This is a genomic window from Micromonospora sp. NPDC049089 (assembly GCF_040648775.1).
Classification (GTDB): Bacteria; Actinomycetota; Actinomycetes; order Mycobacteriales; family Micromonosporaceae; genus Micromonospora.
In genome coordinates this window covers 1-21,926 of record NZ_JBEZEH010000122.1, presented here as the reverse complement: position 1 = coordinate 21,926, position 21,926 = coordinate 1, and the positions used below count along the sequence as shown (strand labels likewise).

At 72.9% G+C, this 21,926-nt stretch carries 21 protein-coding genes; 6 read left to right on the top strand and 15 right to left on the bottom strand.

The features are described 5' to 3' along the window. From AB0B48_RS20795 to AB0B48_RS20780, 4 genes are all read right to left on the bottom strand, one after another. On the bottom strand, window positions 1-1,267 hold a 1,267-nt coding region (locus AB0B48_RS20795), incomplete at its 3' end, for a citrate synthase (RefSeq protein WP_357203907.1). Window positions 1,268-1,500: 233 nt separating this feature from the next. Beyond that, window positions 1,501-3,528, bottom strand: coding sequence for a sulfatase-like hydrolase/transferase (locus tag AB0B48_RS20790; RefSeq protein WP_357203913.1), 2,028 nt, complete (start codon window positions 3,526-3,528; stop codon window positions 1,501-1,503). A gap of 16 nt (window positions 3,529-3,544) precedes the next feature. Next, entirely contained in the window at window positions 3,545-4,975 is a 1,431-nt protein-coding gene (locus AB0B48_RS20785) for a methyltransferase domain-containing protein (RefSeq protein WP_357203905.1), read from the bottom strand. 17 nt (window positions 4,976-4,992) lie between these two features. Then, window positions 4,993-5,142, bottom strand: a complete 150-nt coding sequence (locus AB0B48_RS20780; RefSeq protein WP_165947858.1) for a hypothetical protein — start codon at window positions 5,140-5,142, stop codon at window positions 4,993-4,995. 200 nt (window positions 5,143-5,342) lie between these two features. Between AB0B48_RS20780 and AB0B48_RS20775 the strand changes: the two genes are divergently transcribed. Next, complete coding sequence (locus AB0B48_RS20775) at window positions 5,343-6,188, top strand: arginase family protein (protein WP_357203911.1); 846 nt, start codon at window positions 5,343-5,345, stop codon at window positions 6,186-6,188. A gap of 12 nt (window positions 6,189-6,200) precedes the next feature. Here AB0B48_RS20775 and AB0B48_RS20770 read toward each other — a convergent pair whose 3' ends face one another. The 5 genes from AB0B48_RS20770 to AB0B48_RS20750 all read right to left on the bottom strand — a co-directional run bounded on the left by AB0B48_RS20770 (window position 6,201) and on the right by AB0B48_RS20750 (window position 12,366). After that, window positions 6,201-7,490: a dolichyl-phosphate beta-glucosyltransferase gene (locus AB0B48_RS20770; RefSeq protein ID WP_357203909.1), complete on the bottom strand. Its 1,290-nt coding sequence runs from the start codon at window positions 7,488-7,490 to the stop codon at window positions 6,201-6,203. A 2-nt stretch (window positions 7,491-7,492) separates the two neighbouring features. Further along, window positions 7,493-9,748, bottom strand: coding sequence for a glycosyltransferase family 39 protein (locus AB0B48_RS20765; protein ID WP_357203903.1), 2,256 nt, complete (start codon window positions 9,746-9,748; stop codon window positions 7,493-7,495). A 44-nt stretch (window positions 9,749-9,792) separates the two neighbouring features. Beyond that, window positions 9,793-11,298 (bottom strand): HAMP domain-containing sensor histidine kinase, encoded by a 1,506-nt coding sequence (locus tag AB0B48_RS20760; protein ID WP_357203901.1) that lies wholly within the window; start codon window positions 11,296-11,298, stop codon window positions 9,793-9,795. Next, window positions 11,276-12,022, bottom strand: a complete 747-nt coding sequence (locus AB0B48_RS20755) for a response regulator transcription factor (protein WP_357203899.1) — start codon at window positions 12,020-12,022, stop codon at window positions 11,276-11,278. The genes AB0B48_RS20760 and AB0B48_RS20755 overlap by 23 nt, the downstream gene beginning before the upstream one ends. A 113-nt stretch (window positions 12,023-12,135) precedes the next feature. Further along, complete coding sequence (locus AB0B48_RS20750) at window positions 12,136-12,366, bottom strand: hypothetical protein (protein ID WP_091408172.1); 231 nt, start codon at window positions 12,364-12,366, stop codon at window positions 12,136-12,138. A 201-nt stretch (window positions 12,367-12,567) separates the two neighbouring features. Here AB0B48_RS20750 and AB0B48_RS20745 point away from each other — a divergent pair, with 201 nt between their 5' ends. The 3 genes from AB0B48_RS20745 to AB0B48_RS20735 all read left to right on the top strand — a co-directional run bounded on the left by AB0B48_RS20745 (window position 12,568) and on the right by AB0B48_RS20735 (window position 15,324). Further along, a complete protein-coding gene (locus tag AB0B48_RS20745; RefSeq protein ID WP_357203897.1) occupies window positions 12,568-13,515 on the top strand; it encodes a serine/threonine-protein kinase in 948 nt (315 codons plus the stop codon). A 93-nt stretch (window positions 13,516-13,608) separates the two neighbouring features. After that, on the top strand, window positions 13,609-14,034 hold the full coding sequence (locus AB0B48_RS20740; protein ID WP_124819422.1) for an OsmC family protein: 426 nt from the start codon (window positions 13,609-13,611) through the stop codon (window positions 14,032-14,034). A 438-nt stretch (window positions 14,035-14,472) separates the two neighbouring features. Further along, entirely contained in the window at window positions 14,473-15,324 is an 852-nt protein-coding gene (locus AB0B48_RS20735; protein WP_357203895.1) for a hypothetical protein, read from the top strand. Between the two features lie 24 nt (window positions 15,325-15,348). Here the strand turns inward: AB0B48_RS20735 and AB0B48_RS20730 are convergent, their stop codons facing one another. From AB0B48_RS20730 to AB0B48_RS20710, 5 genes are all read right to left on the bottom strand, one after another. Next, window positions 15,349-15,870, bottom strand: coding sequence for an ATPase (locus AB0B48_RS20730; protein ID WP_357203894.1), 522 nt, complete (start codon window positions 15,868-15,870; stop codon window positions 15,349-15,351). 114 nt (window positions 15,871-15,984) lie between these two features. Continuing rightward, a complete protein-coding gene (locus AB0B48_RS20725; RefSeq protein WP_355009026.1) occupies window positions 15,985-16,431 on the bottom strand; it encodes a response regulator in 447 nt (148 codons plus the stop codon). Window positions 16,432-16,516: 85 nt separating this feature from the next. After that, a complete protein-coding gene (locus tag AB0B48_RS20720; RefSeq protein ID WP_357203892.1) occupies window positions 16,517-16,864 on the bottom strand; it encodes an STAS domain-containing protein in 348 nt (115 codons plus the stop codon). A gap of 116 nt (window positions 16,865-16,980) precedes the next feature. Beyond that, complete coding sequence (locus tag AB0B48_RS20715; protein WP_357203890.1) at window positions 16,981-18,018, bottom strand: cobalamin-dependent protein; 1,038 nt, start codon at window positions 18,016-18,018, stop codon at window positions 16,981-16,983. Next, on the bottom strand, window positions 18,015-19,772 hold the full coding sequence (locus tag AB0B48_RS20710) for a PP2C family protein-serine/threonine phosphatase (RefSeq protein ID WP_357203888.1): 1,758 nt from the start codon (window positions 19,770-19,772) through the stop codon (window positions 18,015-18,017). Before AB0B48_RS20710 ends, AB0B48_RS20715 begins: the two co-directional genes overlap by 4 nt. 212 nt (window positions 19,773-19,984) lie before the next feature. On the opposite strand from AB0B48_RS20710, the gene AB0B48_RS20705 reads away from it, so the two are divergent. Beyond that, window positions 19,985-20,323 (top strand): STAS domain-containing protein, encoded by a 339-nt coding sequence (locus AB0B48_RS20705; RefSeq protein WP_357203886.1) that lies wholly within the window; start codon window positions 19,985-19,987, stop codon window positions 20,321-20,323. 73 nt (window positions 20,324-20,396) lie between these two features. Here AB0B48_RS20705 and AB0B48_RS20700 read toward each other — a convergent pair whose 3' ends face one another. Further along, complete coding sequence (locus tag AB0B48_RS20700; protein ID WP_357203884.1) at window positions 20,397-20,711, bottom strand: hypothetical protein; 315 nt, start codon at window positions 20,709-20,711, stop codon at window positions 20,397-20,399. Window positions 20,712-20,911: 200 nt separating this feature from the next. Here AB0B48_RS20700 and AB0B48_RS20695 point away from each other — a divergent pair, with 200 nt between their 5' ends. Beyond that, window positions 20,912-21,889: a DUF2267 domain-containing protein gene (locus AB0B48_RS20695; protein WP_357203882.1), complete on the top strand. Its 978-nt coding sequence runs from the start codon at window positions 20,912-20,914 to the stop codon at window positions 21,887-21,889. Window positions 21,890-21,926 lie beyond the last annotated feature (37 nt).

Sequence of the window (21,926 nt, the reverse complement as noted above, 5' to 3'; positions counted from 1 at the left end):
GGACGTAGTCCCGCTCGGCGGAGCCGACGTAGACCTGCCGCGGACGGCCGATCTTGGTCTCCGGGTCGTTGATCATCTCGCGCCACTGGGCGATCCAGCCGGGGAGCCGGCCGAGCGCGAAGAGCACCGTGAACATCTTGGTCGGGAAGCCCATGGCCTTGTAGATCAGGCCGGTGTAGAAGTCCACGTTCGGGTAGAGCCGACGGGAGACGAAGAAGTCGTCGGCGAGGGCGATCTCCTCCAGCTCCATGGCGATGTCCAGCAGCGGGTCGGGCTTGGCCATCCGGCCCAGCACGTCCTGCGCGGCCTTCTTGACGATCGCCGCCCGCGGGTCGTAGTTCTTGTAGACCCGGTGGCCGAAGCCCATCAGCTTGACGCCGTCCTGCTTATCCTTGACCTTGCGGACGAAGGACCGGACGTCGCCGTCACCGGCGTGGATCTGCTGGAGCATCTCCAGCACCGCCTGGTTGGCGCCACCGTGCAGGGGGCCGAACAGCGCGTTCACGCCGGCCGAGACCGAGGCGAACAGGTTGGCGTTGCTGGAACCGACCAGGCGGACGGTCGACGTGGAGCAGTTCTGCTCGTGGTCGGCGTGCAGGACGAAGAGCATGTCCAGCACCTTCGACATCACCGGGTCGACCTCGTACGGCTCCGCCGGCACGCCGAACGTCATCCGCAGCAGGTTGTCCACGTACCCCAGCGAGTTGTCCGGGTACAGCAGCGGCTGACCGATGGACTTCTTGTACGCGTACGAGGCGATGGTGGGGACCTTCGCCATCAGCCGGACCGTGGAGATCTCCACGTGCTCGGAGTCGAACGGGTCCAGGCTGTCCTGGTAGAAGGTGGACAGGGCGCTCACCGCGGACGAGAGCACCGCCATCGGGTGGGCGTCCCGGGGGAAGCCGTCGAAGAAGCGGCGCATCTCCTCGTGCAGCAGCGAGTGCCGCCGAATCCACTCGGTGAACTCGGTCAGCTGCTGCTCGGTCGGCAGCTCACCGTAGATGAGCAGGTAGGAGACCTCCAGGAAGGAGGACTTCTCGGCCAACTGCTCGATCGGGTACCCCCGGTAACGCAGGATGCCCGCGTCGCCGTCGATGTAGGTGATCGCGGATGAGGCAGCGGCGGTGTTGACGAAACCGGGGTCGTACGTCGTCATCCCGGTTTCCTTCAGCAGCTTGCTCACCCCGACACCGGCGGGGCCCTCGACCGCAGGATGCACCGGCATCGACAGCTGCCCACCGGGGTGATCGAGCTTGACTTCCGTCATGTGGTTCCTCGCTTCGCCGGCAGATCTACGTTGAATTGCCTTCGCTTCTACCGTAATTGCGGCTCGGGGGACAACGCCCGCCGTGGTTCGGCGGTGAGGTATGCGTCACCCGATTCCCGACCGGGCGGCCGGGAAACCCGGTATCCCGCCAGACGGGACCGGACCGGCCCGAACCCGGAAGCACGGGCCGGACCAACCCCGGGAACCAGGCCGGACCGGGCCCGGAAGCCAGGTCAGGAGAGGGTGAGGCGTCGCAGCGTACCGTCCGTCGCGACCTGGAAGACGTCGAGCTGGTTGGTGCCGGCGTGGAACAACTTGTCGTCGGCGAGCAGCGCGGCGAACCGGCGTCCGCCGGGGTCGGCCGGCACCACCGGGACGACGGCCCCGATGCGGCCGTTGACGGCGACGGCGAGGAGGGTGCCGTCGGGGATCCGGTCCGGGACGTCGCCCCAGACCAGTGCCGGGAGGGTGCCGGTGTCCGGGTCGGTGGCGGTGAACGCCGCCAGGTCGGCGACCCGGGCGCTGCCGGCGGCGGGGCCGGCCCGTACCTCGGTGCCGACCAGGGGGTGGGGTGTCGGCAGGGGCGGTGGGGCGGGCACGCCACCGGGGAAGGTGACCGGAACGCCTGGGCGGTCGTAGAAGTGTTTCGTACCGTCGGTGCGGGGGGCCTGCCGGGCGGAGCGGCCGTCGACAGCCCAGGGCAGCCGGATGCCGGCCTCGTCGGCCACGGTCGGCAGCAGGTCGACGTGTTCCCAGTTGCGGTCGTCCACCCGACCGGTCTGTTGCCGGGGTTCCTTGACGAACGTCGGCACCCAGGCGACCTCGCCGGCGGCGGCCTTGATGGCGTCCATGCCGCGCCCCTGTGCGCCGAGGCGGAAGCTGACCCCGTGGTCGGCGGTCACCACGACGAGGGCCTGGTCGTAGAGGCCGTTGGCGCGCAGCGTCCGCAGCGTCTCGCCGATCAGCCGGTCGGTGTAGCCGAGCTGGGCGAGGTGCCGCGCCCGGGCCAGGTCGACCCAGCCGGCGCCGTCGTTGGGCAGGTCCTCGGGGGCGTCGTAGCGCGCCCCGGACGGCAGGTACGCCCACGGTGAGTGGGGCATCAGCAGGTGCAGGAAGTGCAGGGTGGGCCGGGTGGTCGGCTTCAACCCGGCCAGGAAGCTTGTGAACCGGGCCGGTTGGTTGTCGTCCAGGCTGTCCCAGCGGAACTTCGGGTCGGCCGGCACCGGTTCGGCGGCGTCCAGGCCGGCCTCGGCGCGGGTCTGCTCACGGTAGGAGTCTTCCGGGTCGACAGTGCTCTCCGTGGGCCCGGCGACCCGGCCGAGCAGCTTGCCGGTCTCCCGGACCAGCACCCCGAGCCCCTGCTCCGGGGTTACCGGCTGCTCGCAGCGACTGGGTGGGCAGAGCCTGGTGATGCTCTCCTCGGCGCGGATGTCGTACAGGCCGCCGAAGGCGGTGAAGATGTTGTCCGGGTACTGCGAGTAGTGCGGGGCGACCGGCTTGGCCGGGTAGCGGCCGGTGAGCATCGCCGGCAGCGCGTTGGGCGTCCACCCGCTGACCCCTGTTGAGTTGCGGTACCAGGTGGAGCCGCCGGCCAGCTCGGCGAAGTGCGGGTACCGCCCGGCGTCGATCTTCCCGTCCGCGCCGAGCAGGCTGACCAGTGGCAGCTCGTCGAGGATCAGCATGACCACCGGCGGGTGCACGGCCGAGCCCTGCGCGGTGCCTGCCGCGCCGCCGTCGCCGCGCGGCAGGACCACCGCCGAGGTCGGCGAGGCGAGCAGGAAGAGCGCCACGAAGGCCACCGGGCCGGCGGCGGCCAGTCGCAGCACCCGGCCCGGCGCCCGCCACCGCCGGTGAGCGGCCGCGCCGGCGGCTCCGGCCAGCACGGCCACCAGCAGCAGGGGTACGCCCCGAAGTGGCGTGACGTGTCGGCCCACCTGCACGGCGAGGGCGGCGACCAGCAGCCCGACCATCCCGGTGTGGGTGACGGCGCGGGCGGTCCGGCCGGCCAGTCGGCTGAGGGTGCCGAGCAGCGCCACAGCGGCCGTGGGCAGCACCGTCACCAGGGCGAGCAGCAGCAGGATCTGGGCCGGGTCGGCGCGGTGGAAGAGGAAGAAGTCGGGGCTGCGGCCGAGCACGTCCAGCAGCGGTTGGGTGACCACGAGACCGACCAGGGCGACGATCTCCAGCAGCCGCCCCAGTTCAGCGCGCCAGCCCCGGTCCCACCGCACGGCGGCCGGCGGCGGGTCGGCCGCTGTCGACAGGGCTGCGGCGACCGGTTCAGCCACCGATCACCGTTCGGTAGAGCGTGCGGGTGCCCGAGGGCAGTTCCAGCCGGTCGGTGATCCGTCCTCGGGCGGCGAGCAGCGCCTCGAAGGTGTCGCGTCGGTAGTCCGGGAAGAGACCGGCGGGCTTGTTGGCCAGCAGCCGGGTCGCCATCGGGTCCTCCGGGTGGACGAACTCCACCACCACCGCGCCGCCCGGCGCGGTCAGCCCGGCCAGCCAGTCGATGACCTCCGGCAGCGGCACGTTGCGCCCGATCGCCAGGTGGTGCACCACGGCCAGGGCGAGCACCACGTCGGCGGACGCCCGCTCGGCGAAGCCGGCCCGCTCGACGCCCCGCCAGCCGCCACCGGGCGAGGGGTCGGCCAGATCCAGTACCAGCGGCAGGATGCGGCGCTGCCCCTCGGAGCGCAGCTGTCGGTACAGCTCGTCGACGACAGTGGGGTCCTGCTCGACGGCGACCACGTAGTCGGCGTGCCCGGCCGCCAACCGGGAGTACCGGCCGTCGTTGGCGCCGAGGTCGAGCACCAGCCGGGGGCGGGTGCCGGCGGCCACCGCGACGGCCACGAACTGCTCCTTCGCCACCCGGTCGCGGGCCGAGTAGCCGCAGGTGCGTTGGTAGTCCGACCAGTGGCTCTCGGGCGGGCGGCGGTCCAGCTTGCGGACCAGTTTCTCGATGCCCCGGACGGTGGCGAGCAGCAGCTCCCGGGAGAAGCCGGCGGCCCGCAGTTGGTCGCGTACCTCGGTGGTGCTGGCGGCGGCGTTGCGTTGCTGCATTGCCCCGTGCAGGTGCAGGTGGGTCAGCACGCCGGGGCGCAGCCGGCGGGTCCCGTTGAACAGCGGCCGTAGCTCCTCGGCCTCGATGCCGTCGACCCGCGCGCGCAGCCACGGTTGGAAGTCGACGCCCAGGTGGGCGGTGAGCAGCAGCGGGTAGAGCACTGTCTGGCAGAACTGCCGGTAGCCGGCCCACGGTTCGCCGTCGCGGACCGGCTCGAAGGAGCCGATGTCGATGAAGACGGGTTCGGCGCCGCGCCACTGGAGGTTGTAGGCCGAGCCGTCCTTGGTGGTGAAACCCTCGCCGAGCGCGGCGGTCAGGATCTCCAGGTGCAGCAGGGCGGCGTCGCGCAGCATGCTGAACGACCACTCGTACGGGTGGGAGACGAACGGGATGCGCTCGTGGCGCAGCACAGCCGCCCACGGTGTTCCGCCAGCGGCCTGCACCAGGGTGGGCGGTGCGTCCTCGGTGGCGCAGACCTTGCGCGCGGCGACGAGCGCCGGGAAGAACGTGCTGCCGGTCAGTGCGCGCCAGTGCTGCGCGGCCTGGGGATCCAGCCCGCGCAGCACCTCGTCGCCGACGTGGAAGACCCGGTTGGCGGGGTCGCGGAAGGAGGCCGGCTCGGGCCGTACCTCGGTGGGTGAGATCGCCATCGTCGGGGCTGGCCCGCTCAGCGCTGGTCGGTGGGTTGCCGGCGGAACCGGTCGACCAGCCGCCGCCAGTAGAGTTTCGCGGCGACCGCGGCGCCCGCCACCCCACCGACGACCGCCTGCACGATCAGGCTGCCGGACCCCGCGTCCAGGTAGGCCAGATGTTCCACCGATCGCTCCTTGCCCTCGCCGCCTCGACACCGGCGTCCAGGGCGTACACCGATGAGGCTTTTGACCCAGAAAGCCGGACTTGTCCCTCACCGTACGCCGCTCGTCGTCGCCGTCGCGGGCACATCGGCGTACTCCCAGCCGCACCACAGAATGCGGCCGGGACGGCCGACCGCGCCGGTACGCTGCGGACGTGCCGTGGATGATCGTGGACGCGCCGCTGGACTCCTCCGGATGCGGGCGCGGCGAGGAGCGGGCCCCGACCGCGCTGCGCCGAGCCGGCCTGCGCGAGGCCCTGGCCGCCGACGACGACGGGCAGATCGACGAGGCGCGGTTGCGCGACCCGAACCGCGACCCGGTCAGCGGGGTGATCGGCGCGGCGGGCCTGGTCCGGGCCGGCGGCGCCATCGCCGCGCGGATCGGCGCGCTGATCGCGGACGGCCACCGACCACTGGTGCTCGGCGGCGACTGCGCGATCCTGCCCGGCATCTGCCGGGCACTGCCCCCGGCGACCGACCTGTGGTTCGTCGACGCCCACCCGGACTTCCTCGACGGCACGACCTCACCGACCGGTGAGGCCGCCGACATGGACCTCTCGGTGGTCACCGGTCACGGCCCGGTCGCCGTCGGCCCCGCCGGCGCGCTGATCGAGCCCGGCCGCGTCCACCTGCTCGGGCACCGCCCCGCCACCGACGAGAGCAGCCGGGTCGAGGCGGCCCGGATCGACCCGGCGATCCACCAGATCAACGCCGCCGAGCTGCTGCGCCGGGGCGCGGCGACGGTCGGCGCGAGCCTGGCCACCGACGGCGACGGACCGGCCTGGCTGCACCTCGACCTGGACGTGGTGGACCCGCGCGACCTGCCCGCGGTGACCTACCCCGAACCGGACGGCCCGCGCTGGGCGGATCTGATCGCGCTGGTCACGCCGTTGGCCCGCGCCGACCGGCTGCTCGGGATGAGCGTGACCGACCTGAACACCGATGAGGACCCCGACGGGCGGCACACCCGACGCGTCGTCGAGGTCCTCACCGAGATGCTGGTCGACTGACCGGCCGGTGACTCAGGTACGGCGGTGGTGCATGCCGAGGCGCAGCAGCACGAAGCGCAGCACGGTGGCGGCCAGGTTCGCGGCCACCAGCACGGCCAGTTCGACCGGCCGGGCCGGTACGGCAGAGACGAGGTGCAGCACTGCCAACGCGCCGCTTGTCAACGCCAGACCGAGCGCGAAGGCGAGCAACCCCTGCGCGTGATGCCGGGCTGCGTGCCGGCGTCCGCTGATGCCGAACGTCAGCCGCCGGTTCGCTGCCGTGTTCGCCACCGCGGTGAGCAACAGCGCCAGGAGGTTCGCCGGTTGCGCGCCGAGCATGCCCCGGGTGGCCACGAACAGCAGCAGGTACGCGAGCGTGCTCGCCACCCCGACCGCCGCGAACCGGGCCAACTGCCGGGGCAGCCCGGCCGGCACCTGTCCTGGCAGCGCCGTTCCTGGCCGGGCACCCGGCCCGGTCAGCGGCGTCCCACCCGGCCCGGCCAGCGGCTGGGCACGTGGCGCGGTCAGCGGCGCCCGGCCGAGCTGCGCGCGCAGGTCGGCCAGAGGCAGCGTCCCGGTCAGCAGCGCCCGGCCCAGCCGACCCACGCCGCGCAGGTCGGCCAGGGCGGTGGCGACGATGTCCACGCGGCTGTCCGGGTCGTCGACCCAGTCCACCGGCACCTCGTGGATGCGCAGCCCCGCCCGCTGGGCCAGCACCAGCAGCTCCGTGTCGAAGAACCAGCCGGTGTCACGCACCACCGGCAGCAGTTCCGTGGCGACGTCGGCCCGGATTGCCTTGAACCCGCACTGCGCGTCGGAGAACCGCGCCGCCAACGCACCGCGCAGCAGCAGGTTGTAGGCCCGGGAGATCACCTCCCGTTTGGTGCCACGCACCACCCGGGAGGTACGCGCCAGGCGGGTGCCGATCGCCAGGTCGGAGTGGCCGGAGATGAGCGGCGCGACAAGTGGCAACAGCGCCGCCAGGTCGGTCGAGAGGTCCACGTCCATGTACGCCAGCACCGGTGCTGACGACGCCGACCAGGCGGCCGACAGCGCCCGCCCCCGCCCCTTGGCGTCCAGGTGCAGCACCTCGACGCCGGGCAGTTCAGCGGCCAGGCCGTCGGCCACCTTCAGGGTGTCGTCGACGCTTGCGTTGTCGGCGACAGTGATCTGGAACGGGTACGGGAAGTGTGCGCTCAGGTGGGCGTGCAGTCGTCGTACGCACGGCCCGAGGTCGACCTCCTCGTTGTGCACCGGGATGACCACGTCCAGCACGGCGGCGGTGGGTCGGGCCTGGATGGCGGGCCGTGGTCCGCCAAGCATCGTCACGACGCCCCCGCGGCGGCGCTGAGGTCGTAGAGGGTGACCCCGTCGACGGTCTGCGCGGTGAACGTCTCCGCGACCCAGGCGGCGATCTCCTGGGAGGCCGCGCTGCCGCCGTTGGCCCGGAAGCCACCGCCACCGACGAAGTAGTGGACCTTCCCGTCGGCCACGTAACGCTGAAACTGCGCCAGCGTCGGTGACGGGTCACTGCCGTTGAACCCGCCGATCGCCATCACCGGTTCACCGGTGGCGAGCTGGTAACCGGACGCGTTGTTCGAGCCGATGGTCGCGGCCACCCACGTGTAGTCCGCGCTGTCGCGCTCCAGCAGCTCGCGCAGTGCGGCGCTGGGCTCACGGGCGTCGAGCAGCCCGCCCATGCCCCCACCGGCCGAGCGCCCCTGCCCGCCGGGGCCTTGGCCGCCGACCGGGAAACCGGGTGCGCCGTTACGATCACCGCCTGGGAAGGCGGGCCCCTGACCGCCATTGCGGCCGCCGTTCTGGCCACCGCCGTTCTGGCCGCCACCGTTCTGGCCGCCGCCGTTCTGGCCACCGCCGTTCTGGCCGCCGGGTAACTGACCGCCGCCCGGGAAGCCGCCCGGGAACTGGCCGCCGCCGGGGAGTTGGCCGCCGGGCGGCAGTTCCATGCCGCCGGGCGGTCGCCCGCCGGGGAAGCCGCCCCGGCCGAATCCGCCCGCCACGAACGGGCCGGCGCTCGGGATCGACCCGGTGTGGGGGGTCGCGGCGGTCTGCACCGCGTACGCCACCGGACCGGCGAGGGCCGCCGCCGCGCCCAGGCCCAGCACCACCGGCACCAGGCGGCGGGGCAAGCGGCCGACGAGCAGGAACAGCAGCGCACCGACCAGACCGGCGACGAGCACAGTGGTCCGCAGCCACGGGTACCAGTCGGGGCTGCGCCCGAGCAGCACCCACGCCCACCACACGGTTACCGCGAGGGTGCCGGCGAGCGTCGCCGCGGCGGCCAGCGGACTCCACCGCTGCCAGCGCGTGCCGCCAGCGTCGCCGGGCGCGGGCTGCAGTCGGCGGCACCGCCAGAGCAGCGTCACACCGATGCCGACGAGCGCGCCGATCGCCGGTGCGAGCGCCACCGTGTAGTAAGCGTGGAAGATCCCGGACATGAAGCTGAAGATCAGGCCGGTGACCAGCAGCCAACCGCCCCAGAGCAGCAGCCCGGCCCGGGTGCGGTCGGTGCGGGCCGCCCGACCGGCCAGCAGCAGACCGGCGACCAGAAAGATCAGCGCGGCCGGCAGCAGCCAGGAGACCTGACCACCGATCTCGCCACCGAACATCCGCAGCACGCCGTTCTGCCCGGAGAACGGGCCACCCCCGCCGCCCGGGCGGGGGCCACCACCGCCAACGCTGCCGACCTCCTCGCCGGTGATCCGGCCGAGGCCGTTGTAGCCGAGGGTCAACTCCAGGATGCTGTTGCCCTGCGAGCCGCCGATGTACGGGCGGGCGCTCGCCGGCACCAACTCGACGAGCGCCACCCACCAGCCGGCGGCGACCACCACCGCCAGCCCTGCCAGCAGCAGCTGCCGGACCCGCCGCCACAGCCCGGTCGGCGCGGCCAGCAGGTAGACGCCGGCGAAGACCGGCACCACAAGGAACGCCTGCAACATCTTGGTGAGGAAGCCGAAGCCGACGAGCACACCGACGAGCACGATCCACCGGGTGCTTGCCGTCTCCAGCGCGCGCACTGTGGCGTACGCCCCGGCGACCAGCAGCAGGACCAGCAGCGCGTCCGGGTTGTTGAACCGGAACATCAGCGTCGCCACCGGGGTGACCGCGAGGACCGCGCCCGCGATCAGACCGGCGGCCGGCCCGTACCAGCGCTTCACTGTCGCGTGGAGCACGCCTACCGAAGCGACCCCGCAGAGCGCCTGCGGTACGAGCATCGCCCAGCTGTTCAGTCCGAAGATCCGTACGGACAGGGCCATCAGCCACAGCGACGCGGGTGTCTTGTCGACGGTGATGGAGTTGGCGGCGTCCGACGAGCCGTAGAGGAAGGCCTTCCAGCTCACCGAGCCGGCCTGCACGGCCGCCGCGTAGAACGAGTTCGCCCAGCCCGACGCGCCCAGCCCCCACAGGTAGAGCAGGCCGGTGGCGAGCAGCAGGATCACCAGCGCGGGCCGGGCCCAGGCCGGCGGGCGGCGCGTCGGCGGCGAGTGCTCGTCGGGGCGGGCGTCCGTCGGCGGCTCTGGTGCGGTGGGTGCCGTCGGCAGGGTCTCTGTTCTGTCCATGCGGCCAGCCTCGGCGGCCAGGCTGGCGCGACCCCGTGCGCAGACTATGCGTCAGCTGTGGGATTCGGCAGCCGGACGGTGAACACTGTCCGACCTGGACGGCTCTGCACCTCGACCGTGCCGTGGTGGGCCTCCACCACCGCCGCGACGATGGCCAGGCCGAGGCCGGTGCTGCCGTGCGCGCGGGACCGGGAGCTGTCGCCCCGGGCGAACCGCTCGAACATCTCCGGTTGCAGTTCCACCGGCACGCCCGGCCCGTCGTCCGCGACGGTGAGCACGGCACTGGCGGCGTCGACGGCGAGGGTGGTGGTGACAGTGCTGCCGGGTGGGGTGTGCACGCGGGCGTTGGTGAGCAGGTTCGCCACCACCTGGTGCAGCCGGGCGGCGTCGCCGGGCACCCGGATCGCCACGTCGGGCAGTTCGAGCTGCCAGCGGTGTTCGGGGCCGGCGACGTGCGCGTCACTGACCGCGTCCACCAGCAGGGCGGTGAGATCCACCGGTTCGACAGCGAGCGGCCGGCCGGTGTCGAGGCGGGCCAGCAGCAGCAGATCGTCGACGAGGCTGGTCATCCGGGTGCTCTCCGACTCCACGCGGCGCAGCGCGTGCGCCACGTCGGGGGGAACCTCGTCGCGGCCACGGCGGGCCACCTCGGCGTAGCCGCGGATCGCCGCGAGAGGCGTCCGCAGTTCGTGGCTGGCGTCGGCAACGAACTGGCGTACCCGGGTCTCGCTGGCCTGCCGGGCGGAGAGCGCGTCGGCGACGTGGCCCAGCATCCGGTTCAGCGCCGCCCCGACCTGACCGACCTCGGTGCGCGGGTCGGTGTCGGCGGCCGGGACCCGGACGGCGAGCGCCACCTCCCCACGGTCCAGGGGCAGTTCGGTGACGCGGGTGGCGGTGGCGGCCACCCGGTGGAGCGGTCGCAGGGTTGCCCGCACGATGACCGCGCCCGCCACACCGGCGAGGAGCAGCCCGACCGCGGCCACCCCGGCCTGCGCGGCGACAAATGCCCAGATGGTCTCCTGCACGCCGGAGAGGGGGATCGCGACGACGCGTACCCGGCCGTCCCAGTACTGCCGGGCCACGGCCCGGTAGTCACCGCGATCGCCGAGGTCGACGGTGCGCGGTCTGGCGTCGACAGGGAGGTCCGCCAGCGCCGCGACCTCCCCCACCGCGACGGTCTGCTCGTCGGGGAACGGGTCGGCGCTGGAGACGCTCTTGGTCAGGGTGCGGGCGCTGGTCACGCGGCCATCGCTGATCTCGGCGACCACCACGCCGGACGGCAGTCCGAGTGGGATGCCCGGTCCGTCACCGGGGAAGGCCGGCCGTCCCGGACGGTCGCCCCGCATGGCCGTCGCGGGGGCCAACTGGGCGTCCAGCCGGTCGATCAGGAAGTGCCGCAGCGCCACAGTGGTCAGGCCCCCGATCGCGACGCTCACCAACGCGAGAAGCGCGAGCAGGGCAAACACCAGTCGGGTACGCAGGGAGCGCCCGGCCAGCCACCCTCGGGCGGCGCGCAGTGGGCGGCGCCTACTCGGCGGGTCGGAGGACATAACCCGCACCGCGCAGCGTGTGGATCATCGGTGCCCGGCCGGCGTCGATCTTCTTGCGCAGGTACGAGATGTACAGCTCCACCACGTTGGCCTGGCCCCCGAAGTCGTAGTTCCACACCCGGTCGAGGATCTGCGCCTTGCTGAGCACCCGGCGCGGGTTACGCATCAGGAAACGCAACAGCTCGAACTCGGTAGCGGTGAGAGTGACCAGCTGGCCGGCGCGGCGGACCTCGTGGCTGTCCTCGTCGAGGCTGAGGTCACCCACGGTCAGCACCGCCTCCTCCTGCGCGGCGATCGCCAGCCCGGAGCGGCGCAGCAATGCACGCAGCCGGGCGATGACCTCCTCCAGGCTGAACGGTTTGGTGACGTAGTCGTCGCCGCCGACGGTCAACCCCGCGATGCGTTCCTCGACCGCGTCGCGGGCGGTCAGGAAGAGCACCGGCACTGTGGGGGCGTGCTCGCGCAGCCGGCGCAGCACCTGGAAGCCGTCCAGGTCGGGCAGCATCACGTCGAGCACCACGGCATCCGGCTGGAACTGTCGGGCGGTGCTCAACGCCGCCATGCCGTTGCCGGCGGTGCGGACCTGCCAGCCCTCGTAGCGCAGGGCCATCGACAGCAGGTCGGTGAGCGTGGGTTCGTCGTCGACCACCAGCACCCGGACGGGTTCCCCGTCGGGGCGACGCAGCTCGATCCGGCTCGGCGCGGCCTGCCCGTTCATGACCATGGGCCCCATGGTGGCCGCCACGCCTGTGCCGTGCCCCTGCGGAAGCTGTGCGCGGGCTGTGCGAGCGGGCCGACGCGACGCCGGCGACACCATCGGTCAGCCCCGCCTCGTGGTCACTCGGACACCCCGTACGCGTCGGTGCGCACGAACCGCATGCTCCAGCCGCCGGCCTCGTCGGGCCGGTCGCGTTCGTAGAGGTGGTCGGGGCCGGGCTGCACCGGCCCCGTGCCGTCCGGGTGCCGCATGATCCAACGCTGGGGTGGGGCGCCGTCCGACCCGGCCGGCAGCAGCCGGACCAGGCCGTCCGCGGGCCCGCCGACGAAGCGTACGGTGACCTCGCTCATCGCGGCGTCCCCTCGGGTGACCGTGCCGGCACAATCGGTGACACCGGCTCTGGCTCGCAAGCTACCGCACCCACCGCTCCGGCGCAGCGAGGTGCGCGGGGCCCGTGTGCCCCGAACCGGGCTCGGTTTGCCCAGTTCGGAGGGCGGGTACCGCGATCGGAGCAACCCGGCCGTCGGCGGGGCGAGGACGAGGAGCGGTCGATGCGGATGCTGGACGAGCGGTACCGGCTCGAACAGCGCATCGGTGTGGGCGGGATGTCCGAGGTGTGGCGGGCCTACGACCAGGTGCTGGACCGGCCGGTCGCGGTGAAGCTCATCTCCCCCGGCCGCGACGATCGGGACGGCCCGGTGGACCGGATCCGGGCGGAGGCCCGGTCGGCGGCCCGGCTGGAACACCCCAACGTGGCCAGCGTGCACGACTTCGGCACCTCCACGACGTGGCCGGGCCGACCGGTGCCCTACATCGTCATGGAGCTGGCCGAGGGTGAGACGCTCGCCGTGCACCTGCGCGCCGGGCCGCTGGACTGGCAGATCGCGGTGCGGGTCTGCGCGGAGGTCGCCGCCGCGCTGGCCGCCGCGCATGCCGAGGGCATCGTGCACCGGGACGTCAAGCCCGCCAACGTCATCCTCACCCCGGCCGGGGTGAAGGTGCTCGACTTCGGCATCGCCATCGCCGCCGGAGAACCCGACCCGATGCCGACCGGCATGGTGCTCGGCACCCCGGCATACCTGGCGCCCGAACAACTGGACGAGGCGCCCGCCACCCCCGCCGCCGACATGTACGCCCTCGGCGTGCTGCTCTATTACAGCCTGACGGCCCGCCTGCCCTACCGCGCGACGACCTCCAGCGAGTTGCTCCTCGCACGCCGCCGTCAGCCACCGGAGCCGCTGCCCGACATCGCCGGGCTCCCACCGGAGGTCGCCGAGCTGTGCCACTCCTGCCTCGCCGAGGACCCCGGGCAGCGTCCGACCAGCCTGGTCGCCGCGCTGCTGCTGGCCGAGGCCGTGGACGCCCGGGTGTACGTGCCGATGACGATCCCGACGACCCGCCGGCCGGCCCCGACGTCGCCGTGGACCGAACGAGCCGCCGCGGAGGCCACCGAGGCGGTGGTGCTGGTGGACGAGCCGAACCTGCCCGCCGGGCGCTGACGGCACGACCCCGTGGTGTCTGACGGCGCGACCCGTGGCGTTTCGCCGGGCGGCGAAGGGGTAGCCGGCCTGGTGAGCGACGGGAGAAACGCGATGCCGGATCAGAGTTCCTGGCTGCGTGAGGCCACAGCGACCGCCGAGGGCGGTCACGTACGCACCGACGATGGCGGGCTCTCCACCGCGCTGGCCTCACCGCTGGCGCCGCACTGCACCGGGCTGACCCCGGAACAGTTGCTGGCCGCGGCCTTCGCCTCCTGCCTGCATCACGCGGCGGTGGAGGTGGCCGGGGAGATCACCGACGAGGCGCACACCGTGCAGGTCCGGGCGGAGGCGAAGCTGGGGCGGGACAACGACGGCCGGTACCGGGCCGACGTCCACGCGGAGATCTCCTCAGCCGGGCTGAGCCGGGATCAACTGGCCGACCTGGTCGAGTACGCCGACCGGCTCTGGCCGTTCTCCAGCAGCGACGCCAGTCGCCACCGCCTGACCGTCACCCCAGCCGAGAACGGCCGCCACTGACCCAGGCCCCAGGCGGCCCGCCACCCCGCCCGCCCCACCGCGCCGATCCTGCGCACGCGCGCGCCTCATCGCGTCGATCTTGCACTTTCGGTCGTCGAAATGAGGGACATGCCCTTTGTGCCGCGACAGCAAGTGCAAGATCGGCGAGCAGGGTACGGGGCCTGGGGCGGTGTGGGGGGGTCGGCGGGGGGGTCGATTGGTGGAGGTGAGCCTCGACTGTTCGGCTGATGCCTGACGGCGGCCGGAGATGCGGCCGGCGGAAGGGCGGGGCGAGCGGATTCACCCGGCAAGTCGGGAATAACCGTCTGGCGTGAGTCGCGAGGTTGGTCAACTCTGCTCCCGCTTTGCCCATTGAAGTCGGCATGATCAGGGCAAATTGTGGCGCATGCCACCGTACGGGCTGGTGGCATCGGGCATTCAGCTCTTTAGCCTCGTCAGGTGCACCCCGACGACCCCTCCGCCCAGAAGCTGACCGACGCGCGCCCGACCACCCCTTCGGACGACGCCGCCTCAACCGAACGGACGATCGGCCGTCACCGCGCTGCCGAAGCTCCGCGGCGGGCCCTGCTGGGCTCGACCCCGGTGCGGGTGGCGCTGGCCACCGGCGTCACCTGCTGCCTCAGCCTCGTCGCGGTCGCCACCGCGCGAGGCAACGACGACACCCCCCGTACGGTCGAGCCGCTCGCCGAGGCGGTGGCCGACCGCGCCGCCATCGCCGACGAACGCGCCTCCCGGTCGCTGGACCGCGACGCCGCCCCCGCCCGGATCCTGCCGCCCAGCCCGACGGCGAAGCCCACACCCACCCCCACCGCCGTCCGCAAGGCGCCCAAGAAGCCGGTCAAACCCCGCCGCCCCCGGCCGGTCGCCGGCCTCGACCAGGCGCAGATGGACAACGCGAAGATCATCGTGGACGTCGGCCTGGAGATGAAGATGCCTCGGCGCGCCCTGGTGGTGGCACTGTCCACCGCCATGCAGGAGAGCAACCTCTACAACCTGGCCAGCGACGTCCTGCCGGAGTCGGCGGAGTACCCGAACCAGGGCAGCGGCTCCGACCACGACTCGGTCGGGCTGTTCCAGCAGCGGCCCAGCAGCGGTTGGGGCACGGTGGCCCAGCTGATGCGCCCGTCGTACGCCGCGCGGGCCTTCTACAGCGCGCTCAACGAGATCCCCGGCTGGCAGGACATGAGCGTCACGGCAGCCGCCCAGTCCGTGCAGATCTCCGCCTACCCGGACGCGTACGCCCAGCACGAGGATCGGGCGACCACCGTCGCGGCGGCGCTCACCTCCTGAGCCGGGCTCGGACGCCCGCGCGTCTCAGCGACGGCCCGGCGGAGGCTGCGCACCCTCGTCCACGCCGCCGACCCCGACCCGGCTGCCCGGCACCCCGGCGGCTGCGGTGGGGGTGTCGGCGGGCACCTGCTCGACGGTCACCTGGCTGAGGATCTCGTCCACCCGAACCTCGCGCCGTCGGCGAGCGTCCAGCGCCGCCTCGAAGTCGCGTCGGGCCTGCACGGCCTCCGCGTACGCACGCTCCCGCACCCGCCGTGCCTCGTCGCGGGCCTCGTCCAGCTCGACGCGGGCCTGGGCCAGCAAGTCGGCTGCCTCGCGCCGCACCGCGTCACCGGCGGGCCGGGTGGCGGCGGCGGCGCCCAGGTCGAGTCGTCGCAGGAGGCCGCCGAGCGCGGCTGCCTCCTGACGAATCTCGTCCCATTCCCCGGCCGCCTCGGGTGCGCCCTCGGCCCGCTCCGCGAGCCGGGACAACCGAACCCCCAACTCGTCCAGGCAGTAATCCACCTGACGCTGGTCGTAACCGGTCTCAACGACGGAGAACCTCATACTGTCGCCCCCCAGGCAGCTGCTGTTACTTCCCCACCTGGATCCTCGGCCGCGACCGCTCGCGCCGAGGGGGTTCGGGGAAAATGTTCAGCATGCGCGCAGGTGGCGCGAGGCTCAGACCCGCTTGGGCAGCACGACGACCCGGCCGAAGAACTCATCGATGCGGCGCACCACGTCGTTGAAGTCGTCCAGGTCGATCGGCTTGGTGACGTACGCGTTGGCCTGCAACGTGTAGCTGCCGACGATGTCGGTGTCGGCGTTGGAGGTGGTCAGCACGACGATCGGGATGGTCCGCAGATCCTCGTCCTGCTTGACCGCCCCGAGCACCTGGCGACCGTCCATGCGCGGCATGTTCAGATCCAGCAGGATCACGTCGGGTCGGCGGGCATCTTCGTGCCGGCCCTCGGCGCGGAGAAACTCCATCGCCTCCTCGCCGTCACTCACCACGTCGATGATCTTGTCGACGTCGGAGTCCGCCAGCGCCTCCTCGATCATCAGCACATCACCCGGGTCGTCGTCGACGACCAGGATGCGTACCGGCTGGGGGCTGTCTGCGCCCATCACTACCTGCCTCGGAGTCGACGGGGACGGGACCCTGACGGTCACCGCGTTGGCGGGGGAAATGCTGGCGGGGAAATCTAGCCCATCACGAAGCACTGCGGGACGCGGGGTCGACCGACTCCGGTTCGTACCGCAACACGTCGGCGAGGCCGGTCACCCGCAGCACCCGCTCGACCCGCCCGTGGGCACCGGTGAGCCGCAGCCACCCCCCGTCGGCCGCCGCCTGGTTGTCGCCTCGGACGAACACGGCCATCCCGGTGGAGTCGCAGAACGTGAGGTCGGTCAGGTCGAGCAGCACCCGGGTCTCGCCCGCCGCCCTGAGCCGCTCGATCGCGGCGGTCAGCTCGGGGGCGGTGCTCAGGTCCAGCTCGCCCACGAGCCGCAGGCAGGCGCCACCCCCGTCGCGCTCGACGTAGTTGACGCTGAACGTCACCGTTCTCCCCCTCGCTCCACCACGAGGGTGGGACGTTTGCAGTCCGGCAAGTATACGCAGAGCTGACCCGTCCGCCGCCGAGCGCGGTGATCGATCCGGATGCCCCGGCGGGTCGGTCAGCGAGCGGTGCCGGGCAGCGCCGCGCATCCCAGCGCCAGCACCCGCGCCGCCCGGGGAAAGTCCCGCAACGCGACGGCGTAGTGCTCCAGCGGCAGGACAACCGCCCCGGCGGGCACCCCACGACTTTCCAGAATCCCCGACAGCCACTCCACGAACTCCGTGAACAGGGAGGGGTCGTCGACGTAGACCGCCGCGGCCAGGAAATCCACGATGTGGCCCAGGTCGCTCACTGTCGAGTCGAGCTGCGCGGCGGTGTACGCCCGTGCCGCCGGCACCCGCTCCCGCAGCTCCGCCAACGCGCTGTCGATCAGCTCACCGCGACGGCGCACCAGGCTGGCGTACTCGTCGTCGGCCAGGTGGGCCAGCCGCGCCGGCGGTGCCGTGCGCAGCGCCCGCTCGTCGGCTATCAGCTCGGCCGCCGAGGGCGCGTCCGGTGCCCAGGCCACCCCGAGCCGGCGCGCCCACCGGCCGTCCGTGCCGAACCCACGCCCGCCCACCACCACCGGGACGTCCGAGCGGCGGCACGCCTCGATCATGCGGTGGGCGTACGGCAGGCGCATCGGCAGCGCGCACGCCAACGCGACCGCGTGCGCGTCGTAGCGGTGCAGGTACGACACGAGGTGCGCCGCGGGGACGCTGGCGCCCAGGAAGGTCACCTGCCACCCGCGTAACCGCAGCACCTCGGCCACCAGCCGGGGCGGCAACGCGTGCCACTCGCCATCCATGCAGGCGACCACGACCCGGCCGTTGATCGGCTGCGGTCTCGCGTGCGCGGAAACCGCCGCCACCACCTGCTCGCTGATGTGGGTGGCCGCGTGCTCCTGGGCGACGCTCCACTCGTTGCGGGCCCACCGCTCACCCACCTCGGCCTGCGCGGGCGCGACCAGGTCGAGCAGCACCCGCTCCGCCGGGACGCCCGCGTCGAGCAGACCGATCGCCAGGTCGGTCGCGGCGTACTCGTCGGCGTCCGCGAGATGCTCCAGATATCCGGAGTACGCCTCGCCGAGGTCATTGGCGGCAGTGGCGGCGGTCACGCGTCAGGCTCCCTCGTGTGGTCGACGCCGGCGGGCACCGAGTGCAGGTGCCGTGTCCCGCGCCCGCCCAGGCCGGCCGCCCGCAGCGCCAGCACGGCGATGTCGTCGTGGTCGCCCTGCGCCAGCCAGTCGCAGGTGATCTGCTCGACCCGTTCGGCGAGGGCCGGGGCGGGCATCCGATGGCAACCGGTCAGCGCGCTGATCAGCCGCTCCGGGCCGAACTGCTCGTCCCCGCGCCGGCCGCCCCGGGCCTCGGTCACCCCGTCGCTGTAGAGCAGGCAGGTCTCGCCCGGCGCCAGCCGCACCGTCACCTCGCCGACGCGGGGGTCGGGCACCACCCCGATCAGCATGCCGCGCAACGGCACCGTCTCCACCTCACCGCTGGCGCGCAGCACCAGTGGTGGCAGATGCCCCCCGCCGGCCATGGTGAGGGTGAGGCCGCCGTCGCGCTCCGGGCGGGCCACGCCGAGCACGATGGTGGCGAAGCGGCCCTCACCGTGCGCCTGGGTCGTCTCCAGCAACGCGTCGTTGAGCAGCCGCAGCAACCGCGCCGGGTGCGACTCCAACCGGTGCAGCGCCTGCAGACACTGGCGCAGCTGGCCGGTGAAGACGGCGGCTTCGACGCCCTTGCCCGACACGTCGCCGAGGAAGAACACCGAACCCCCGTCGGGGAGCCGGTGCGAGCCGTAGAAGTCGCCGCCGATGCGCAGTCCCGCCTGCGCGGGCCGGTACGCGGTGCCCCACTGCACACCGGTCGCCTCGACCGGCTCGACCGGCAGGAGGCTCGCCTGGAGGGTGTCGGCCACCTCGGCCTGGTCGCGGTAGAGCAGCGCGGTGGTCAACGCCGCGCCCGCGCGGGCCGCGAACGCGCGGACCAGCTCCACGTCGTCCTCGTCGTACCAGCGGGTGGCGCGACGGGCCACCAGCAGCACACCGACCGGCGCGTCGCGGCCCGGCAGCGGAACGACCCGGGCGGCGCTGTCGGTGCCGGCCAGCCCCGGCAACCAACCGGCGTCGACCGCCTGCTCGACCAACCAGTCCACCGCGTGCGGCTCGGCCCCGGTCAACCCGTCGGCGATGGCGGTCGGCAGCTCGCCGCCGGCCAGTACGCCGCTGTCCACGGTCGGCACCTCGTCGTCGGTGCGTGAGGCCCGCCACCAGCGGGCGCGCCCGGCCTTCGGGGCGAGCACCAGCACCGCCACCTCGGCCAGGGTCGGCACGGCGAGTCGGACGACAGCGGCGGCAGCCCGGTCCGGGTGCAGTGGGTTGCCCAACTTGTCGCCGACCACGGCCAGGAACGCCGAGCGAGCCCGTTCGGCGATCAGCGCGTCGGCGCGGCTGACGCTGTCGGTGACGTCCTCGACGTACCAGCAGCAGCGGTCACCGGAGAGCGGCACCTGGCGCGCGGTGAGCCGGCGCCCGCGATGGGTGAAGCTCCCGGGGACACCGTCGCTCAACCCGGGCACACATGCCGCGCCGAGCAGCTCACCGGGAGTCACCTCGGGCAGCAACCGCTCGGCCACCGGGCTGACGTGCCGCACGACGCCATCGGCGTCGCAGACCACCAGGCCCTCCCGGAAGTGTTCGACGACCTCGAACCAGTCGGGCGTGGCCTGCCCCCGGTCGGGGGCCAGTGGCGGCAGGGCGGCGGTGGGGTGGCGAACGTCGGCGGACCACGCCGAGGGTCGTGTCGTGCTCGGCGTGGAGAGCCGTCCGTCGCCCGGGTCCCAGTCCCTGACGTCGGAAGCAGTCACCAGCTGAGCCTCACTCCTTTGTCGTTCACCGAACCCGTGCCGGAACCGGCGTCCATGGTCAAAACTCTCCCGTCACCCTACGCCGGAACCCGGAAAGCGGCATCTCACGGCTGGTGGCCGGCACCGCCACGGCGGGGCGTCGGACGAGCGACACGGGGGGGTCGTAACCGCCCCCGCTTTGCGTTTTGTGGCTCAACAGGGAAAATGGTGGGATGCCCGATCAGCTGTTGACCATCGAGACAAGCCGGCTCGCCGCCGGCAACGTCCGACTCCGGCTGACCGGCGAACTCGACTACGACAGCGCACCGGAGCTGATCGCCGCGGCGGCCGGGCTGCGCGGCCGCGACGACGCCCCGGTTCTGGTCGACCTGACCGGGGTCACTCTCTGCGACTCCTCCGGGCTCAGCGCGTTGCTGGTGGTGCACCGCGCCGCCGGGGCGATCCGACTGACCGGGGTCAGCCCTCAGCTTCAGCGGATGCTGGACCGCACGGGCCTGACCGAGTTGCTGTTCGAGACGTACGCCGCCGACGACGTGCGCGCCACCGGCTGACCCACCGGCCACCCCCGCACCGGACGGGGTGGCCCCCGACCCTGGGACCTGGGGTCGGGGGCCGGAGGAATGTCTAGGGTGCCGTCATCGGCTGAAGCCGGGGGCCGTCCTCACGCAGCTCGCCGATCGGGGCCGGGTCGACGTCCTCGGGCTTCCCCGAATCGGGCGTCTGGTACAGGTAGCGGACGAACTGCCCACCCGCCTCGTTGTCGTCCGCACCGGGCCACTGACCGATGCAGTCCATCCCGATCACCTCGCGGCCCGTTCCGTCGGCCTCCTCCACCAGCGCCCACAGGCTCACCGGGTAACACCTGGTGACCTCGGGTGTGAGTTGCCAGCGGGCGTACCAGCCGGGTCGAGCGGGGACGATCTCGACAACTTCCTTCATGACGACCTTCCTTCCGCGTACCTCGGAAGAACTCCGGTCCTGAGCCGATCGTGCGGGCCGTGCGGGTGAGCACCCCTCACCCCCGCCGGATGAAGCGTGGCGCAGGTTGGTCCGACCCGGCCGGCGGCCCCCGTTTCCTTCTCCCGGACGGCGGGAAGGCGACTGGCGCAGCCACGATCCCCAGCGGAAGGGATGCCACCATGCGCAAGCAGATGGAGGGCGACAACCAGAGGCGCCGGGCCCTGGCCCGGCAGGCCCGGGAACAGAATCGCCAGCCCAGCGAGATCGGCGCCAGCCTGAGCGCGTCCAAGCAGCTCACCAGCCTCGACGCGGGTAAGCGAGCGGGCCCACCAGCGGCCGGACCGCACAAGTCGGACACCACGCGCGGGGGGCCGGCACCGCCGCCGGTCGGTAGCGCCGACAACCCGCGACCGCAGCCGTCCCCGCCGAGCGGCGCGGCCGGTGTGAACAGCATGGGCTACCACGACCTGGTCGACGAGGTTCGGCGTCGCGCCGGGGTCGACTTCAAGACCGCCAAGGTGGGCACCGAGGCGACAGTTCTGGTCCTCGCGTTCGCCCTGGAGGCCGCCGAGCGGCAGCGGCTGCTCGCCGCGGTGCCGGCGTCGCTGCACGACGTGCTGCCGGTCGACGGCATCGAGCGGCACCAGGACCTGCCCGGCTTCCTGGCCGAGGTGGGCCGGATCAGCGGCAACACCCCGGAGCAGGCCCGTTACCAGGCGGAGGCGACGATCGCCGCGCTCGCCGAGCAGGACGGCGACCTGGTCGAGTCGTTGCACGTACCCGACGGGTTGCGCGACCTGCTGAACCCGCCGGAGGCCGGCGGCGGCCTGGTGGGCGCCTCCACCACCACACCCACGCTGGACGCCGACGAGATCAGCGCGGCGCTGGACGACCTGCCCTACTGGTCCGGCGACAGCCAGGGCCTCTACCGGGTGGTCGCGCTGCCGCCCGACAACCTGGACCGGGTGCTCGCCCGGCTCGACCGGCTTCGCCAGGACAACGGCCGCGGCCCGAGCATCGGACGTCCGGGCGACACCGCCGCCGTGTTGACAGTGCGAACCAACCAGGCCAACGGGGTCACCGCGCTCGACGTGGACCTCGCCCGCCAAATCGACGACGCGATCGACGAGGTGGGGGCCGGGATGGCCGGCGGCTGACCGGCCACCACGACACCGTCGGGCCGGCGGAGCGGGG

What these genes read in the sequence shown, in the direction of transcription:
- AB0B48_RS20785 (WP_357203905.1), bottom strand. Translation starts at nt 4,975, where the DNA reads ATGGCGATCTCACCCACCGAGGTACGGCCCGAGCCGGCCTCCTTCCGC.
- AB0B48_RS20775 (WP_357203911.1), top strand. Translation starts at nt 5,343, where the DNA reads ATGATCGTGGACGCGCCGCTGGACTCCTCCGGATGCGGGCGCGGCGAG.
- AB0B48_RS20770 (WP_357203909.1), bottom strand. Translation starts at nt 7,490, where the DNA reads ATGCTTGGCGGACCACGGCCCGCCATCCAGGCCCGACCCACCGCCGCC.
- AB0B48_RS20765 (WP_357203903.1), bottom strand. Translation starts at nt 9,748, where the DNA reads ATGGACAGAACAGAGACCCTGCCGACGGCACCCACCGCACCAGAGCCG.
- AB0B48_RS20760 (WP_357203901.1), bottom strand. Translation starts at nt 11,298, where the DNA reads ATGTCCTCCGACCCGCCGAGTAGGCGCCGCCCACTGCGCGCCGCCCGA.
- AB0B48_RS20755 (WP_357203899.1), bottom strand. Translation starts at nt 12,022, where the DNA reads ATGGTCATGAACGGGCAGGCCGCGCCGAGCCGGATCGAGCTGCGTCGC.
- AB0B48_RS20750 (WP_091408172.1), bottom strand. Translation starts at nt 12,366, where the DNA reads ATGAGCGAGGTCACCGTACGCTTCGTCGGCGGGCCCGCGGACGGCCTG.
- AB0B48_RS20745 (WP_357203897.1), top strand. Translation starts at nt 12,568, where the DNA reads ATGCGGATGCTGGACGAGCGGTACCGGCTCGAACAGCGCATCGGTGTG.
- AB0B48_RS20740 (WP_124819422.1), top strand. Translation starts at nt 13,609, where the DNA reads ATGCCGGATCAGAGTTCCTGGCTGCGTGAGGCCACAGCGACCGCCGAG.
- AB0B48_RS20730 (WP_357203894.1), bottom strand. Translation starts at nt 15,870, where the DNA reads ATGAGGTTCTCCGTCGTTGAGACCGGTTACGACCAGCGTCAGGTGGAT.
- AB0B48_RS20725 (WP_355009026.1), bottom strand. Translation starts at nt 16,431, where the DNA reads ATGGGCGCAGACAGCCCCCAGCCGGTACGCATCCTGGTCGTCGACGAC.
- AB0B48_RS20705 (WP_357203886.1), top strand. Translation starts at nt 19,985, where the DNA reads ATGCCCGATCAGCTGTTGACCATCGAGACAAGCCGGCTCGCCGCCGGC.
- AB0B48_RS20700 (WP_357203884.1), bottom strand. Translation starts at nt 20,711, where the DNA reads ATGAAGGAAGTTGTCGAGATCGTCCCCGCTCGACCCGGCTGGTACGCC.
- AB0B48_RS20695 (WP_357203882.1), top strand. Translation starts at nt 20,912, where the DNA reads ATGCGCAAGCAGATGGAGGGCGACAACCAGAGGCGCCGGGCCCTGGCC.